The sequence below is a fragment of the Actinokineospora spheciospongiae genome (assembly GCF_003182415.1).
Lineage (GTDB): Bacteria > Actinomycetota > Actinomycetes > Mycobacteriales > Pseudonocardiaceae > Actinokineospora > Actinokineospora spheciospongiae.
Genome location: NZ_QHCP01000016.1, coordinates 75,710 through 92,887 on the forward strand (window position 1 = coordinate 75,710; position 17,178 = coordinate 92,887).

Genomic DNA, 17,178 nt, shown 5'->3' on the forward strand with positions numbered 1-17,178 from the left:
GAAATGGAGCACAGAAACGTACTGCGGGTGGTCGACCTGCACAAGTCCTTCCGGGGCCACGAGGTGCTGCGCGGCGTCGAGTTCGACCTCGCCCCCGGCGAGCTGTTCGGGATCATCGGCGAGAACGGCGCGGGCAAGTCGACCCTGCTGCGGGTCCTGGCGGGCGAACTCCCCGCCGACCGCGGCGACGCGCTCTACGCGGGCAGGCTCGGCTACTGCCCGCAGAAGATCGTGCTGAACGACGAGCTGACCCCCGACCAGCACCTGGCCCTGTTCCGGCGGGCCTACGGCCTGCGCTCGCTGGAGCACGCGAACCAACTGGTGGAGCGGCTGGGCTACGAGCGGCACCGGTCGGTCAAGGCGGGCCTGCTCTCCGGCGGGACGCGGCAGAAGCTCAACCTGACGATCGCCCTCATGCACGACCCCGACGTGGTGCTGATGGACGAGCCCTACCAGGGCTTCGACTGGGACAACTACCTCAACTTCTGGTCCATCGCGGAGGAACTGCGCGACCGCGGCCGGTCGGTCCTGATCATCTCCCACCTGGCCCACGACACCGCCCGCTTCGACCGCCTGCACAAACTCCGCGAGGGCCGCCTCACCACCGAGGAGGCCGTCGACCCGCCCGCGGTCGGGGCGCCGGCACTCGAGCGGACCGCGATCGAGCAGGCCACCGCGGACGGGGAACCCGCCGTCGGCAAGCCTTCGACGCAGAAGGGCACCAGGACCGCGACCGCCAAGGCCACGGGCGCCACGCGGCGCCCTGAACCCCCCGCGGCCCGAACGGTCGGCGCGGTCCGCAAGACCGTCGGCCGAGCCGCCGCCACGGCGCGGAAGGTGACCGGGGCATGACGGCGACCTGGTCGGACTCGCTGTCCGACGCCACCAGGCACGAGATCACCCAGCACTCCCGCAACCGGGTCGCCCTCGCCCTGGTGCTGGTGTTCATCCCGGTGTGGCTGCTGCTGGTGAACGTGATCATCCCCAGCGAACCCGTCGACTTCCACTCCCGCCCAGCGGGCCGGACCATCGCGGTGGACGCCAACGAGCTGGGCATGATCTCCGGGGCGATGAACGCGGTCACCCTGATCGTCGGCTTCATGATGTTCACCGCCGTCCGCCGCTCAGCCGACTTCGACCGCCGCCTGGTCCTGGCGGGCTTCCCCCGCTCGGCGCTGCTGCTGGCCAAGCTGCTCGCCCTGCTCGCCGCCGCCGGGGTGGTCGCCCTGTACGCCTCCCTGCTGCTACTGCTGTTCTGGCGCCCCGAGCAGTTCGTGTTGCTGCTGGTGAGCCTGTCCGTCAGCGGCCTGACCTACGGCGGCATCGGGATCGTCCTGGCAATGGTGTTCCGCACGGAACTGGCCGGGATGTTCCTGATCATCATGATCAGCCTGGTCGACGTGATGGTCCAGAACCCGATCATCACCCCGTCCTCAGCGGGCGGCGGGGTCACCCTCCTCCCGACGTTCGGAGCCATGCAGAGCGCCGTGGCCGCGGCGTTCACCGAGGACCTGACGCTCCGCTACCTGCTGCTCGGCATCCTGTGGCTGGCCCTGGCCGCCGCGGCGGGCCTGTACGCGTTCAACCACCGCACCCGCGACCACAACCTGGACGGCAAGTCGACCGAGCCCCACCAGGGAGCCGAGGCGGTGACCGTGCTCCTGACCACCCGCTCCGACGGAACGCTCCAGGTCAGCTCATCCTCCGGCCCGGTACTGCTCTGCACCCGACTGACCGGCTCCACCCCGGACTGCCCCTGCCCCAAGTGACCACCCCACCAATCCCCCGCAGCCAACTCCCTCCGGCACCGAGCACCCCAGCGGAGCCCGGTCGCCAACTCCTGAATGCCCACCCCACCGAAACCCCGCAACCCGACCACCCCCGCCCCAAGCAACCACACCAGCGAAGCCCGACAGCCGACTCCCCCTCAACCACCACCCCCACCAGCCAACTCCCCCGCCCCCGCTGCGCAAACACCGACAGATCACCCCTAACACCAACCCCCACCCGCGCGACACCTGTCATGGCCCTGCGGACCCCGGACAGGAAGGCCCCCTCGATGACCACCCCCCTCCGCGCGGACGTGCAGGAACCCCCCACCCCGACGGTCGCCGACGTCACCCGCATCGCCGCCCACCCCGACCCGATCATCCGCAACCTGATGATCACCCACTGCTACCACGCCCTGTCCCGAGCCCTCACCGACTTCACCGGCGGCTCGGCCAACTGGTGCACCTTCGCGGTGTGGGCCTCAAAACAGGTCGGCCAAACCATCCGCCAGGAAGACCCCCGCCGCCTGGCCGAAAGACTCCTCACCGCCTCCCCCAGTCCTCCGCCATAGCCGCCCTGCTCGCGGAAGCATTACGCCGAGCACTCCCCCACCAAGTCGCCGAACGCCTGGTCCACCACCCCATCGCCACCCTCACCCGCCTCGAAGCAGCCAGCGAGGCCGGAGCACGAGGCAACCTCAAGGTCTTCGCCGAAATCGCCCACGAGTTCGCCCGCTTCCTGACCGAGTTCGCCCACACCCAAACCCCCGACGACCAGCGAATCGCCGCCTTCTGCGCCACCCTCCGCCCCGGCCCGCCCCCCAACGGCCAGCACTACCTCCAGCAGGCGTTCACCCACTACTACCGAGCCAGGTTCACCGAGGACCCGAAGGCCCGAACCGAACTCCTGCTCCTGGCCAGCATCGAGGTCGGCCTGCACGAACAAACCCGCCTGCAACCCGAGATCACCGCCGCCCTGACCACCCCCATCCGAACCCCCCAGTTCTTGACCCACGAGCTCCCACCCCACACCTCCAGTCCCCTGCCTCACACCCCATCCCCCCGCCCCCGCACCCCATCTCCCCTCCCCCACATCGCCCTCCCCCTCATCACCCTTCTCCGCGCCACTGTCGAAACCCTCCTGGAACCAGCCCGCACCCTCACCCGCAAAACCATCACCAAACTCCTCCTCACCCTCACCCTCCCCAACAACACCCACCTGGACCTCAGCGACGACCTCACCGCCACCTACCCCGCCCCCTGACCCACCTCACCAACCCCGACCTCATCGCCCTCCTCCACCAGGTCGACCCAACCCCCGACAGCCCCCTGGACACCGCCGCCGAAGACTGGTCCGACCTCCCAGACCGAATGCACTACATAGCCGACATGTTCCGCTGCTACGCCACCCACGAAATCCTGCTCAACCCCCCGTTCACCCCCGAACAGGTCGAAGCCCTCACCGCAGGCCACCTCCCCACCGGCCGCCTGTAGCCCCCGCCCCCAGACAGAACCTGCCGCGACCACAGCAGCGCACCACCGACTCCCCGATCAGGGCAAGCGGCAAGCCAGCCACCCAAATCCCCAGGTCAAGCGTTCGCAAACATCCTGGTCGCACCCCGAACACCGTGACCCAGCCCCGCCGAAACCCCCACACAGGCGTGCGCTACTCTTACCCGGCAGCCGCGAGAGCGACTGTGGCCGGGCTGTGGCGCAGTTTGGTAGCGCACTTGACTGGGGGTCAAGGGGTCGCAGGTTCGAATCCTGTCAGCCCGACGGTCGTCAGACGCCCGTCGACTCTGGAAGAAATCCCAGGTCGGCGGGCGTTTTGATCTTTCCGGGACCGCGCGGTGTTGATCGTCCCTTGTGGAGAGAAAGATCGTTCTACCCGCCGGTAAGGAGAAAAATTGGAGATCAACTCCTCCTGCCAGCTGTTGATCTCGTTGAGGGGTCAGGATTGATCTTCCCGATCGGGTGATTTTCGCCAACCTTCCCGAACCTGCCGCATCCGACCAGGTCAGACGCATAGCCGAACCCGCTTTGGGCCCGTTGGTCGTGATTGGGCACCGTTGGGTCGGGGTGGTGGCGTTGTCGGTGGGTTGAGCTTCGTTGAAGCCTGACCACGCATCATCGGCTCAAGGCGGCGTCTGGCGGGCCAGCGTTGCTCGACATGGTCAGGACGCCCATGACGCCCGGCCCTGTGGGGCCGGCCGCTCCACGGGTGACGATCGCGTCGTCGTATCTGCGGTCGATGTGCGGGTTGGTGTCCGCCAGGGACATGTACAGCATTCCTGTTGCGCAGGGTGGCGCCACCAGAGGTGACGAGGTCGAACCGTTGCCGCCTACCGTGTCAAGGTTGAACGACAAGCCCGCCAACTTGCATGAATAGTCGTCGTCCCAGGTCAGGGCCGTTCGTTCGAGCTCTCGGAAACGGGTCAACCGTGTGTGAGCCGTTCCCGTCGCCGCCGGATCGCCGGATGATCTTCAGGATTCGCGGGATCACGCGCCACCAGTGCGCCGAACGACATCGCCGGACGTGTCACATGACCAGCCGGACAAAGACAGCGCGCAAGACCGAGCCCGGGCGGAAGACCGCCGCACCGGCGGGCTGTCCCCCAACATCGCCACCGGGATCGTCACACTCCTGTCCCCGCTGCCCTCCGACGCCGTCGACAACCACCTGCTCGACGTCAACCCCATCCGTCCCCAACCGACGAGGCAGACGACGCCGCATCGGACGCACACCGGAAGGATCTGGGCCACCCCACCGAAGTCCTCCGCATCACCGACCAGATCAACCTCATCCACGACCCCCTCGCCGCCCACCTGTTCGTCACCGCCGGATGGACCGGCGCCCGCCGGGGCGAACTCACCGGCCCGCACCACCTCGACTCCCACCCCCACGACCAAGTCTTCCTCAGACCCAACGACACCTTCCACCGACGCAGCAACCACGCCCGACGCGCCACCCGTCCCGCCGCCGACGGCAACCTCCACCTCACCAACTCCACACCCGCCTGCAACCCGTCACATCCGGCCCCATCTTCCACGGTTTGCACCACAGCGCCCTTGACGCCCGAGTTCGACGGAGTCTGGTTGACCTTCTGGACCACGGGCAGCAAGGGCTGGGACAGCCTTCCCTTGGACCGGCCTCTGGCCATCGACAATCACAGCGGCAGGACGTTCACCGCTGTAGACCTGGTCGCACGAGAAACTCTCGCGGGGTTCGCCCGGCTGCAGGCCTACGACGAACTCGTCCTGCGATTCGACCAGCCACTGCCCCGCCCCGATCCGGAGACCGGAAGCCAGTGGGCGCACGTGGTCTACACCGCCTGGCACCTGATGGGGCAAACCGGCAACGCCCAGCTCACCGAAACCGAAACCGTGCCCCGTCCACGTCAGGGCCTCAAACGCGACAGGCGAGCCGACATCCTCGGGCCCGGCACCGTGCAACTGGTTCGAGTGCACACCCGCCACCGGCCCTCTGCGCAGGCCAGCGCCGAGGACACGGCAGCCTCCCACGGCCGCCGCGCACCGCAATGGACCCGCCGCTGGCCGGTCCGCCCCTACCGGCGCAACACCTGCCTCAACCCCCGCGCCCACGCCGACGGCGGATGCGAACACGAGGAGCGAGTCGTGCCCGCCCACATCAAAGGACCTGCCGACAAGCCCCTCGTCACGACGGACAGGGTGCACATCTGGGACACACCGCCCCCACCACCACCGTGACGGTCCACGACCTCCTGAACCCCCGAGCGTTGCTGGGCGCGCCACCGAGGATTTCAGTAGCTGAGGCCCGTGACCTGGGCACTGGAACCATCCGGGCACTCTCGGACCCGCCGTGCGTGCTGGCGAAGACTTCAGTACGGCAGCAGTCAGAGGCTCGAGCCTGTGTGCGGTCAGCACTAGCATCTCGCTCGGTAGCACCACCACGAGCACAGCCGAGGACGACGAGTGATTGTTCAGCCCACCTTCTTCATTCCGCCAAAGATTGAGGCGGGTCTACTCACCGGTGACCTGATCCGCTATGGCGGCGTGGTGCGTGACACCGCTGGACGCCTCGTGACCCACCTCAAGGAGATCTCCGCTCCCAAGCCGAACGAGGATGCCGTTGAAACGGCGGCCTGGATGCTCAAGAAGCCAGTCGTCATCGCGGGGCTCGCCACACTGGCTGTCGTCGGGACGGCCGCTACGACCGTCGCGATCGCCCGCAAGCGGAAGCGGGCGCTACCGGAATGCGTCAAGAACTACAACGACTCACTCCGCGCCTACCTTGAGGCTGTCCGCAATCAGAGCCTCAATGCCGAGATCATCGACCGCCTCATCGCCGATCTTGGTGCGGTTAAGGCGTACTCCGAGAACGGCAACATCACGGTCGACTTTTCTACGGAGCAGTCCGAGACCCTGATCCAGGTGGTCATCGACTACACGCGGCAACTGGCCAAGGTGAACTCGATCGATCTGAATGAGTCGCTGGAGTCGACCCTGACTTCGACGGACGCTCCCGTCGTACATCTGCGTCGCTACCTTGAGGTCCAGCGGAGGATTTTCAACGACGCAGCCTGATCGACTCAGCTCAAAGTCCGCGTAGACCCCGACCGAGGCGTTGACGAACTGCTCGGTTCGATCGTCCGTCACGGCGTTTCATCGTGTCGTCATCGACGAGCGGAGCCCACCCTTGATGACGCGGCCGATGGACGTGCCCACTCCGGCGGCAGCCGCGCCGATGTGAAACTCGACTGGTTCTACTTGGCTTCATCCCAGCCTGGCCAGCCGTGACGCAAGATTGGCGGGCGGTCGTCGTGGCGGGGCCACAGGACCATGCGGTACTGGTCCATGCCGACGGCGCCACCAGAGGCTTCGGCGTAACCGCGGACGGACAGGCGGACGCGGAAGCTGCCGGAAGGCAATGGATGCTCGCACGGAATGGGGCGAAGCCGCCAGAGGGCTCGAACACCAGGCGGCCCTCGTGGATATCGAAGTCGAGGTCCACCACGTGGCCCAGGCAGTGTCGTCGGCGGGGGGTTCGACCGGCCATACCTCGATGCGCAGGGGCGCGTCGAAGCTCTTGGCGAAGGGCACCACGAGGTCGATCAGTCCGTCGGCCAGGCCGACCCACCGGCCCGAGCGGCGGGCGTCATCGAGAGCGCGCAGCACTGCATCGTTGTCGGGATCGTTGGCCCAGGGGGCGACGGAGTAGATGTAGAGCTGGCCGTGATCGATCTCGACCTGCAGGTCGATGGTCACATCCGGTTGCGTGGTCATCCGCATCCACCCTGGTCTTCGGCGATGTCGACGGGCAGGTTCAGACGGTCGTAGCATGTGATCTTGGTGTTCGGTGGGGAAGGATTCTCTGTCGTGCGGGAGATGTTGACGTTGGCCGATCGGGAGGAGATCTCCCGGGGCCTGGTGGAGTCGCTGGAGTTCAAGGACATCGCGGTGCGGATCGGTCGTGATCCGTCGGTCGTCTCGCGTGAGGTGGGTCGTCATGGTGGCCGTGACGGGTATCGGGCGGTGGCGGCCGATGCCGCGGCGGTGGGGCGGTCGCGGCCGAAGGTGATGGCAGTGGAGCGGTCGGCGCGGACCGCGTCGCGGGTGTGGTCGTTGTTGCTTCTGGGCTGGTCACCGAGGTCGATCGCGGGCCGGTTGGCACGGCAGTATCGGGCCGGGGACCCTTGCCGGGTGAGTCACGAGGCGATCCACCAGTGGGTCTATGCCCAGCCGGTCGCGAGGCTGCGCCGGGAGTTGGTCGCGTTGCGTACCGGCCGCACCCGACGCACAGGGCCACGTCCGGCCCCGGCACCGCGGATCCGGGAGCCCCGGTACATCGACGATCGCCCCGACGAGGCGCGAGGCCGTGCCGTGCCCGGTCACTGGGAAGGGGATCTCGTGATCGGGAAGGGCGGCAAGTCCGCGGTGGCGCCCTGGTGGAACGCACCAGTCGGTTCCTGATCCTGGTCCTGTTGACCGGGCGGGACTCGTTGACGGTGACCCAGGCGATCATCGCCGCCGCCGGCGACCTCCCCGCCTCGATCACACGCTCGTTGACCTGGGACTGCGGGTCGGAAATGGCTCTGCACAAGGATGTCACGGCGACCGGGTTGCCGGTGTTCTTCGCCCACCCGCACTCACCCTGGGAACGCGGAAGCAACGAAAACCTCAACCGCATCGTGCGCGAGTACCTGCCCAAGGGTGTGGAGATCACCAGCGACCCCACCTACCTCGCAGCCATCGCCGCGGAGATCAACGACCGCCCCCGCAAGATCCATGACTGGAAGAAACCGAGCGAGGTATTCACCGAACTCCTCCAAGCAGATGCTTCCACCGCCTGAACCTGCCTCCTCATCAACGGCGCGTACCTGCTCCGACACTGATGCGAGGCTCCGGATCGTTTCCGTCTGCTCTCAATCACAAGTCAGGAGGCCTTAGCAAGAATCTCACCTAGCCCTGCACGAATGCTGACGGGCAGCGTGCGTAGTGTGAAGTCAGTAACCGACCAGCGGGCCTCAAGGATCGGGATGGAACGCAGCGCCTCGACGACCTCCACTGCCTCGTCCTGAGTCCTCACTTTCTGGAGAATCCCCACTAGAATGTCGCGCACGTGCCAGCGATCGTGGTGAGCGCCTAACCGCGCAAGGGCTGCCACAACCTTACCGAGGGCGGCTGGACTACCGGTTTTCAATACGATACGTTGCATGAAATTTGCAAGTGTGTCGCAGTATTCGAACGAGAAAATTTCGGTCGCGACGTAGGAGCAGAATCGCTCCACAATCCGAAAGAGAGCTTGCGAGTCACGTTCCCAAAGGTAGTTGATAGAGGACACGCTCATCCATGGAAGCACGCGTACGAGCGCAGCCATGTCGTCCTTCTCTCGCTCGCTGAGGGACTGTGCCCAGTCGAGCACCTCTACGAGGTCCTCAGCGCTTGGCCGTCCAAGTAACCGGTCGCGGAGCCGCTCAGCCTGCTCTTCACGCGTCTCCCATGCCTCGTGGTCTTGGCGCGCACCGACCGCGCGGTCGAGTGCGTCGATGAATTCCGCGACGGATTGATACCGGGAAGAAGGACTATCCGAAATCGCCCTCTCGATCACGGGCCGGAAGATGCCAGGTGGGATCTCGGCGTTGACGGGCCACTCACCTGTCACTAGTTCCTGGAGGATCTTCCCCAGTCCGTAGATGTCGGATAGGTCGTTAGCGCTACGGGCGTTGCGCCACTGCTCCGGAGCTGTGTAGATCCAGGAGCCCATGCCCTGCCGATACGTCGATGTCAGGGGGTCTGTATCCCGCTCCACCATGACGGCAAGCCCGAAGTCGGAGACCGCCCAACTATCCGCCTCATCATCACTCGTACCGAGACGCAACACGTTCGCTGGCTTGAGGTCGCGGTGGTAGATGCCCTCGGAATGGATGTAGGCGAGCCCCGTACAGACCTGGCGCATAATGTCCACGATCAGGGCTGGGTTGCCTTTCAGGAGCGCAACGTAGTCCGACAGGCTACCTTGTGCGAGCGGCATGGCGTACCAGATTTTGCCGTCACTGGTCTCGCCTTGCGCTAGGACACGCACGACGTTGGCATGCGAGAGCCTCTCCATGATCCGCAACTCTCGCTGGAAGCGCTTGATAGCCTCGTGCTCGACGCCTTCGACGTTGCGGAGGATCTTGATCGCGACCATCGCGCCATTCTTCTTGTCCACAGCACGGTAGACATCGGCAAAGCCGCCATGTCCGATGGTCTCGTCCTCGATTACGAACCGTCCACCTAGCGTACGGCGCGCCTCGGCGGCAGAAGGACGTCCACTACCCGAACGTCGGAGCCCGGACTGGTTCCACTCACGCACCACGTCGAGGTCCCAGATCGGTCCGTGCGCGATTTCACCGATGGGATCCGGGAACTCGGGGCGCTGCCGCAGGACCGTCACCCGCGACAGCGACACACCGAGCTCCTTGGCCACCTCACTCGAACCACCAAGCCGCATGTAACCTCCAGGAAAGGTTGCTCTGACTTCACCATACAGCAAAATAGTTGCGAGTACTACACCTTTATGCGGCTGAGCTGCTCCTCCCTGACTTGCGCGGGCTGAACGCAGCGGCTTCGAACGCGGCAAGCGTGCCCAAAGCAGTCTGGGGAAGCTCGCGTAGGTGGCGACGCACAGCCGCGAACGACGCGATAAGCGCCGACCAGGACTCAGGGTCGCCCGGCACAGGCACCTTGACCTTCCGGACACCCTCGAAATACAGCCGCCGCCGCACGGCTCCGCGGCTCTGACGGACAATCTCGGCCTTGCCCTGCTCACTCTTCAGGTACATGAGCAGGTACTCCGCATCGAACGGTGCGTCCTTAACAAGCCGAAAGACGACATAGTCGGGGCTAACCCAGCCAGCCTCCTCCTCGCGGCGACAGAGTGCGATTGAGCCGACGTTGACACGCATCGGGTTGTAGACGAAATCCCCCGGCCGCAGCTTACGGTAGCGACTGGTGTCCTTCGCCGGCTTGCCCTTGAACGGTGCTAGCCCGCCCTCGTTCGAGACCCCGACATAGCGATCCGGTACACGGCTCCCCGCCCGCGCACCGGCCTCGACTGCCCACTCTCCAACCGGGATACTCGCGCCGAGTGGATAGGCGTCGAGCGACGCATGAGCTTGCGAAAGCGCCTCTGTGAGCTCCGTGAGGGTCGTGAGACGGTTGCGCATCTCTTCGATCCGCTGTCCCGCAGAGTCACCGTCTGCCGACAACGCTGCGTTCGGCCACGGAATGTCGAGGTCATAGCCGCTATCGACGATGGTGTCGTAGTCGACTTCCCACGAGTACTCATCGGCGGTACCCTCGGCGACCCATCGCTCGGCACCAGTGAGCACCTCACGAGTGAGAGGATTGGTCTTGCTGTATGACCGCTTCCCGGGCGGATTAGGCACCTGGTAGTAGCGGATCATCTGGGTGCGTCCACCCTTGGAGAAGAAGATCACGTTCGTCCGTGTGTCAGCAGCTGTCGGAAAGACGCCGGTCGGCAGCCGGACGATGGCAGTCACATTGAACTCGTTGAGCAGGCGCCGTCGAACCGTCGAGAACGCAGTCTCTGTCCGGTACAGGACGCCGTCAGGCAGGACAATGGCTGCGCGTCCACCGTCCCTAAGCTTCGCCATGCAGTGCTGCAGGAACAGCAGTTCGGTCGCGGCGGACCTACTGGGAAAGTTCTGCTGAACCTGCGGGTTCTCAGTGCCCCCAAAAGGCGGGTTAGTGAGGATGACGTTGAACTGATCACTCGGATTCACGTTCCGAGAGTCTCGCTCGAGCGTGTTACGCCGCACGATCTGCGGGTCTTCGACCCCGTGAAGGATTAGGTTCATCGTGCCGACAAGCGCGGCAATCTCTCCCGACTCCTGACCGAAGAAGGTCGACGAGTTGAAGCACTCCTTCTCATCCACCGTATTCGTACTTGACGCAATGTGTTCAGCGGATGCCACCAAGAAGCCGCCCGACCCGCAACACGGGTCGTAGACGCGCTCACCAAGCTTCGGATCGACGATGCGCACCATGGACTCGACGACGGGCCGTGGCGTGTAGAACTCACCTGACCAGCCAGCGTCGGCCGTCTGCGCGAGGAGCGACTCGTATATGACGCTCATCGAGTGGTGGTTGTCCAGGGCGTGGAAGTCGATCGAGTCGACGATTGTGACAACTTCCTTGAGAGAGTAACCCGACCTCATGACGGTTCGAATCTCACCAAAGACAGCGGCAAATCGTTCCGCGCGAGCACTTCCCTTCAGTTCGCGCAGGTAAGGCAATAGCCCGTCAGTGACGAAGTCGATGAGATCATCACCTGTCAGATCCTTATCTCGCGCCCACCTCCTCCAGCGGAACCGCTCGACAATTAGAGGGCGGTACGACGATCCATCAATCCGCGCGACCATCTCCTTTGTTTCTTCCATAGAATCAAAGACTTTAAGGAAGAGTAGCCACGTTAGCTGCTCAAGGTACTTAAGCGCGTTCTTGGTATTGTCGTCCGCCCGCATCTTGTCCGAGGCGGATTTTATTATAGCCTTCAGCTTAGAGGGTGTCATTCGTCAGTTTCTGCGTCGAAGAGATTATTTTGGACACTCTGGAGAAACGAAGCAACATTCTCCGGCCCACCGAGCAGGGATGTCACCCCAAGGACGCCGCCCCATGTTCCAATAAATGGGGAAAGCCCAAAGATTTCACTACTGGAGACCTCAGCAACGCCACCGATCCGGAATTTGTCAAGGACGGCCTCGATAAACCCTTCTGACAGCGCGGGATACTCGGCGTCTAGCTCACCGTGCGCTGCAGTCGCTCGCGCTTCCCTGCTAACCATCGGGGCATCGAAGGCTGCAGCAGCAAACAGGTCGAACGCGTCGATATCCGTGCGTCCGAGTACAAGTGATAGCAACTCGGGCGTCACCTGCCGCATGCCAAAGTTCTCCTCCAACCTCACACGATCGGCGCGAACTCGCCACGCTGCGCGAAGCTCATCTATCGACGACACCTGCTCACGGATTACATCGTTCGCGCGAGCCAGATATTCCGCAGTCGGCAGTACAGAGCCATTGCCGAGGTCGACTTCAATCTCATCCGTGATGGACACTTCGAGGCCAGAGATCCGCACACGCCGCTCACCTTGCAATGGGCGCCGAAGCGCAACGACCAGATCGGTGGCGTCATCCGAGATCGTATCAACGCGCAAGTGCCGCCGCGTGTAGCCGGTGGAGGCAACAAAAACGTCGACCACAACGCCTGGGAGGTCAGGGATCTCAAAGTACCCGTTCTCCGCACTGCGGTCTTCGGCCAACAGTCGACCCTGCAGTCTCACCGAGATCGATGCGCCGTCTATCGGCTCCGCGGACTCTTCGTCCTGCACGTACCCGGCGATAACATGCACTCCTGTTGCCGGGCCAACGACTACGGGTTGTGTCGGTAGATCCCAGTCGTCGAATAAGCGAGTGGCGTTAGTATAGTCGATGACCCGGAAAAATGTCTTACCCGTCAATGCGTCGATGCGGCTTCCGCGGCCAATGATCTGCTTGAAGATCGTCACCGAGCCTATGGGTTTCATAAAGACAATATTTCGGACCGACGGCGCATTGACGCCGGTGGAAAGCAAGTCGACGGTCGTGACTACGACGGGCTCACTCGAGGACGCCAGTTGGAATTGCTCGAGGGTCGCCTGCGCATCTCGCTCCTCGCTCACGATACGGGCTGCGTAGAGGTTCATTCCCGTCTCGGAGCCGAGCAGCCGCTGCATCTCGCTGCGGACAAGCTCGGCGTGCTCCATTGTTACGCAGAAGACCATGGTCTTGTCGAGCGCGCCGTATGTGCGCAGTACGCTGGCAAGGTGCTCGCAAAGCACACGCGTACGGTCCGGTACGACGATCGCACGTTCGAACTCACGCATCGCATAGACGTCCCGAGGCGTAGCCCCCTCAGGCACGAGGAGTTCAGCGCCTCGCTCAACTTCATCATTGATGACGATGCCTGCATCGACGCTCGTGCTGACCCTAAGCACCTTATACGTGGCCAAGAAGCCATCGTCGATACCTCGTCCGAGCGAGTATTCGTAGACTGGACGCGGCTGGCCGTTCTCATCAGCGTTCTCCGAGGCAAAAAAGGCGTAGGTGTCGATCGAGTCGTCCTGCTTCGGCGTCGCTGTCATGCCCAGATGAAAGGCACTGTTGAAATGCTCAAGGATGGCACCCCAGTCGCCGTAACCACTGCGGTGACACTCATCTACGACAACGAGGTCGAAGTACTCTCGCGGGTACTGCTCGAAGACGCGGTTCCCATCAGCCGTTCGGGCGTAGAGCGACTGGTAGATCGCGAAGTGAATCTCACGCTCCAGCGGCACGTGCCCGCTCGTCACGACACCCCGGCGGTCGCCGAGCCCACCGAACTCGTTGTAGGCCTGGTCTCGCAGGCTCACCCGGTCAGCGATGAACAACACACGCTTCAAGTAGCCGCTCATGAGCAGCTTGTAGGCGATGTTGAACGCGATGAACGTCTTCCCAGTACCAGTTGCTAGTGACAGCAGCGCGCGGTGCCGGCCCATAAGCATCTGCTCGATCGCCGCGGACACCGCACGCTCCTGGTAGTAGCGCATCGACGGGGCACCCGGAAGGCTGAACGCTGGCTGTAGCACTGGGTTCGCCGCTTCCTGCCCTCGTAGGCCCTGGACAGTCCGCCCCCGCCAGGACACGTCGGACTTCCACCGCTTGAGAAGCTCCTCAGGTGTCGGAAAAACAGTGAGCCGCCGAACCGCACCAGTGCGCAGATCCTGCTCAACGATCTCGTGACCATTCGTCGAGAACGCGAAGGGTGCTGACACGTCGACCGCGTACGCCAGTGCCTGCTGAATCCCGGCACCTGGCGCATGTGACTCATCCTTCGCCTCGACAGCGGCGAGGATGACGCCTCGTGGCTCCGCACGGAGCAGGTAATCGACATACTGCCGCTCGTCACGCACCGTCTGCTCACCAAGGAGGCGCAGCTTGCCTGGCCGGTAGACGTACTCCTCTTCTATCTGCTCCTCGATCCAGCCCGCTTGAGCGAGCAACTGGTCGATCAGATGTTTCCGGGTCTCGCGCTCGTTCAAGCTCACGAAGGCAGAGTATGCCTTAGAGAGCGGGTATCAGACCGACATGGTCTAACACGGGGTGTTGCTTGCGTCCCATCAGGCATAATCGCGGTGTGTCACCTACCGCTCACGAGAAGTTATCACGGGAATCGCCATCTCCGCCTCGTGTAAGTGAACGCCAGCCGCGGCTTGCAGTTGAGCGGCCCCGTTGTGCAACGCTAGCCCGAGGTGCCAAGCCGATGGCGGTGGCTCGATCCTGCCAACGACCAGCCTGACACACCTCGTGATCGCTGCTCACTCACCGCCGACCGCGCATCTTCCCTCGTGGCAGATCGTCGCCGGGTGAGCATCGATGGCCTACATGCACACCCCGGCCATCAGGTCGGTGGTGTCGGTGTGGGCGGGGTCGGGGGTGGGGGCGTCTCCGGCGAAACGCACCGGGGCTGCGGCGGTGGGGGTCATCCGTACCGCCACCACGACCAGCCCCCACGCCCCGGCGGGTGCGCGCAGGGGCACGGTGTGCGGCGGCACCAGGGCGAGCAGCACCGCTGCGGGCGGCAGGATTCGGCGGAGGTGGTCGGTCGGTGTGGTGTCGTGGGCGTCGGTGGTCATGGTGTCCTCCCTAGGGGTCGACGACGAGGTGATGCGGTGGGGTTTCGGGGCGGCCCTCGGCACGGCCCCGCCCGCAGGGCGAGTCCGGTGCGAAGGCCGGGGTGGGGTGTCACGACCACCGGAGGGCGTCGGCGGCAGGGGCCGGCAAGTAGCCGATCTGCTCGCCCACCCCGATCCACACCACGGGCGGGTCGGTGGGTGCGGTGCCGTCGCTCTCGGCGTCGTCGGGGGTGCACACGACCCGGTCGAGGGCGTGTTCCATCGGGTGCCCGGGTTGGGTGGCGAAGCGGACGGGGGTGGCGGGGTCGTGGGCGCTCAGGGCGGCGATGAGGTCGCCCACGGTCGTGACGGTGGTGTCGGGCATCGTGGTCTCCTCGGGGTTGTGCGGTGGGTCGGTGCGTGCGGTGGGGGTGGTGGTTGCCGAGTGGTCGGGGTCCGGGGGCGGTGGTGGGTCCGCCCCCGGACCGGGTGGGTCAGCGGGTGGCGCGCAGGGCTGCGGTGGCGGCGTGCCCGATGGCGCGGGCGGTGGTGGTGGGGTCGGCCAACATGTGCACGGTCGCTCCGGTGAGCGGGGTGTCGTACGCGCTGGTGGTCAGCCACAGCACCGCGCACCCGCAGGCGCGCAACCGGTCGAGTTTGCGCTGCCCGTCGAGGTGGGGCTGGTGGCGGTAGCCGCCGTCGGACACGATGACCAGCAGCCGTGCCGCGCCGGGGCGGGACAGTCCGAGGGCGCCGTCGAGGGCGTCGAGGGCGGTGGGGATGTCCTCGTAGTTGTCGTTGGAGTCGAACTCGGTGACCTCGGCGGGTGGCTTGCCGGGGTGGGTCAGTGGGCGCACGTGGTGCCCGAAGATCACGCTCGCGGTCTGCGCGGGCACCCTGGTGTGGCGGGCGGCGTCGGCCAGGATCCACGCTGCCGAGGCCACGTGCTCGCACGCCCACCGCATCGATCCGGACACGTCGCACGCCACCCCGACCCGCAACGGCGGGGCGGTGACGGGGGTGCGGGTGGTGCGGGTGAACGGTTGCGCGGTCACCACCGCCCCGGCGGCACGTTGGGCTTCGGCGGCACGCACCCCGCGCATCCGCAACCGCCCCGGCGGGACCTGCGAGGCGGAGCGCACCGCGACCCGTTCCCGGACCCCGGCGGTGTCCAACGCCCGCGCCAACACCCGCGCGGCGGTGCGCTCCTGCGGTGTGGGTGGGCGGGTGTCCGCCGTGCGGGTGAGACCGGTCCGGGGACCACCGGCGGCGAACACGTCACGTGCCGCCGTCCGTGCCTCCTTGTCGGCGGCGTCGGCGTCCGCCTTGTCGGCGGCGGCGACGGCGGCGGGGTCCTCGGGTGCCTTCTCCTTCGCCACCGCCGCCGCCACCCCGTTGAGCACGGCGGCGATCGCGTCCGCCAACGGCGACGGGTCGGGAGCGCCGGACGGGTCGGGTGCCGCGTCAGGACCGGTGGGGGTGTCCGGGTCGGTGCCGAGGATGTCGCACCACTGCCGTCCGAGGTCGAGCATGGTGTCGCCGTCGTCGTCGGCGGTGCGCAACGCCGTGCGCCACACCGCCCGCAACGTGCCCAACATCTCGGCTCCGAGGACGCCGTCGATGACACGGGCGAGGGGGGCGACCTCGGTGTGGGTGAGTACCCCGCCGTCCGCGCGGCCCAACAACAGGGCGGCGGTGTGCGCGGCGTGCGCGGGGGTCATCTGCGGGGCGGTGGCGGGGTCGGCGAACAGGTGCAGGTCGGCGGCGACGATGCCCTTCACGCACGCCCGCAACCAGTGCCGGTCATCCGGGCGGCGGCGGACTTGCGCGGCTTCCATGCGCGGCTCTTCCAACAGCATGGCGGCGGCGACCACACCGGGCGGGGCGTCGGGTGGGGGTTCCCAGGCGGTGTGTTTGGCGTGTCCGCACTCGTGGGTCAGGGCACCCCACGCCGGGGCGTAGCGGGGGCGGTCGGACAGGTTCGCCGGGTCCACGGTGGCGGGGTCCACCCCGAGGTGGTTCCCGTCGACCTCGATCAGCGCGCGGGCGGGGTAGAAACACGCCGGGGCACCCCCGCCCGCGCCGGGGGCGACGCTGACCAACAGGTCGTCGCGGTCGGCGATGACCGGGACCTCCTCGGCGAAGGCGGCGGACAGGGTCAACCATTCCGGGCGGGCGGGGAACACGGCGGCACCGGTGGCGGACGGGTCGGCGGTGAAGTGGGTGCTCACGGTT

14 protein-coding genes, 1 tRNA gene and 1 pseudogene are annotated in these 17,178 nt (G+C 65.7%); 8 read left to right on the plus strand and 8 right to left on the minus strand.

What is annotated here, in order from left to right; translation table 11 throughout:
* Positions 1 to 3 precede the first annotated feature (3 nt).
* The 3 genes from DFQ13_RS30025 to DFQ13_RS30035 all read left to right on the plus strand — a co-directional run bounded on the left by DFQ13_RS30025 (position 4) and on the right by DFQ13_RS30035 (position 2,341).
* Complete coding sequence (locus DFQ13_RS30025) at positions 4 to 852, plus strand: ABC transporter ATP-binding protein (RefSeq protein ID WP_110082214.1); 849 nt, start codon at positions 4 to 6, stop codon at positions 850 to 852.
* Positions 849 to 1,769 (plus strand): ABC transporter permease, encoded by a 921-nt coding sequence (locus DFQ13_RS30030; protein WP_181400213.1) that lies wholly within the window; start codon positions 849 to 851, stop codon positions 1,767 to 1,769. The genes DFQ13_RS30025 and DFQ13_RS30030 overlap by 4 nt, the downstream gene beginning before the upstream one ends.
* Positions 1,770 to 2,059: 290 nt before the next feature.
* Complete coding sequence (locus DFQ13_RS30035) at positions 2,060 to 2,341, plus strand: hypothetical protein (RefSeq protein ID WP_146241402.1); 282 nt, start codon at positions 2,060 to 2,062, stop codon at positions 2,339 to 2,341.
* A 20-nt stretch (positions 2,342 to 2,361) separates the two neighbouring features.
* On the opposite strand, the gene DFQ13_RS30040 is transcribed toward DFQ13_RS30035, so the two are convergent.
* A complete protein-coding gene (locus tag DFQ13_RS30040) occupies positions 2,362 to 2,784 on the minus strand; it encodes a hypothetical protein (RefSeq protein WP_146241403.1) in 423 nt (140 codons plus the stop codon).
* 356 nt (positions 2,785 to 3,140) lie between these two features.
* On the opposite strand from DFQ13_RS30040, the gene DFQ13_RS35705 reads away from it, so the two are divergent.
* From DFQ13_RS35705 to DFQ13_RS30060, 4 genes are all read left to right on the plus strand, one after another.
* Positions 3,141 to 3,263 (plus strand): hypothetical protein, encoded by a 123-nt coding sequence (locus DFQ13_RS35705; protein ID WP_267897670.1) that lies wholly within the window; start codon positions 3,141 to 3,143, stop codon positions 3,261 to 3,263.
* Positions 3,264 to 3,471: 208 nt separating this feature from the next.
* Positions 3,472 to 3,545: transfer RNA gene (locus DFQ13_RS30045), tRNA-Pro, on the plus strand.
* A 1,320-nt stretch (positions 3,546 to 4,865) separates the two neighbouring features.
* A complete protein-coding gene (locus DFQ13_RS30055) occupies positions 4,866 to 5,498 on the plus strand; it encodes a hypothetical protein (protein WP_146241404.1) in 633 nt (210 codons plus the stop codon).
* Positions 5,499 to 5,723: 225 nt separating this feature from the next.
* Positions 5,724 to 6,335, plus strand: coding sequence for a hypothetical protein (locus DFQ13_RS30060; protein ID WP_110082219.1), 612 nt, complete (start codon positions 5,724 to 5,726; stop codon positions 6,333 to 6,335).
* Positions 6,336 to 6,524: 189 nt separating this feature from the next.
* On the opposite strand, the gene DFQ13_RS33365 is transcribed toward DFQ13_RS30060, so the two are convergent.
* Positions 6,525 to 7,034: a hypothetical protein gene (locus DFQ13_RS33365; RefSeq protein WP_146241405.1), complete on the minus strand. Its 510-nt coding sequence runs from the start codon at positions 7,032 to 7,034 to the stop codon at positions 6,525 to 6,527.
* A 102-nt stretch (positions 7,035 to 7,136) separates the two neighbouring features.
* On the opposite strand from DFQ13_RS33365, the pseudogene DFQ13_RS35370 reads away from it, so the two are divergent.
* Positions 7,137 to 8,101, plus strand: a pseudogene (locus DFQ13_RS35370) (IS30 family transposase).
* An 83-nt stretch (positions 8,102 to 8,184) separates the two neighbouring features.
* Here the strand turns inward: DFQ13_RS35370 and DFQ13_RS30080 are convergent.
* The 6 genes from DFQ13_RS30080 to DFQ13_RS30105 form a co-directional block, all read right to left on the minus strand.
* A complete protein-coding gene (locus DFQ13_RS30080; protein ID WP_219994705.1) occupies positions 8,185 to 9,720 on the minus strand; it encodes a serine/threonine-protein kinase in 1,536 nt (511 codons plus the stop codon).
* Between the two features lie 88 nt (positions 9,721 to 9,808).
* On the minus strand, positions 9,809 to 11,827 hold the full coding sequence (locus DFQ13_RS30085; RefSeq protein ID WP_110082224.1) for an N-6 DNA methylase: 2,019 nt from the start codon (positions 11,825 to 11,827) through the stop codon (positions 9,809 to 9,811).
* Positions 11,824 to 14,376 carry an EcoAI/FtnUII family type I restriction enzme subunit R gene (gene hsdR / locus DFQ13_RS30090; protein ID WP_110082225.1) on the minus strand — a complete coding sequence of 851 codons (2,553 nt, stop codon included), beginning with the start codon at positions 14,374 to 14,376 and terminating at the stop codon, positions 11,824 to 11,826. Before hsdR ends, DFQ13_RS30085 begins: the two co-directional genes overlap by 4 nt.
* 333 nt (positions 14,377 to 14,709) lie before the next feature.
* Positions 14,710 to 14,964, minus strand: coding sequence for a hypothetical protein (locus DFQ13_RS30095; RefSeq protein WP_181400215.1), 255 nt, complete (start codon positions 14,962 to 14,964; stop codon positions 14,710 to 14,712).
* A gap of 109 nt (positions 14,965 to 15,073) precedes the next feature.
* The gene (locus DFQ13_RS30100) at positions 15,074 to 15,328 is read right to left on the minus strand and encodes a hypothetical protein (RefSeq protein WP_110082226.1); all 255 of its coding nucleotides are present in this window, start codon (positions 15,326 to 15,328) and stop codon (positions 15,074 to 15,076) included.
* 109 nt (positions 15,329 to 15,437) lie between these two features.
* Entirely contained in the window at positions 15,438 to 17,174 is a 1,737-nt protein-coding gene (locus DFQ13_RS30105) for a VWA domain-containing protein (protein WP_110082227.1), read from the minus strand.
* Positions 17,175 to 17,178 lie beyond the last annotated feature (4 nt).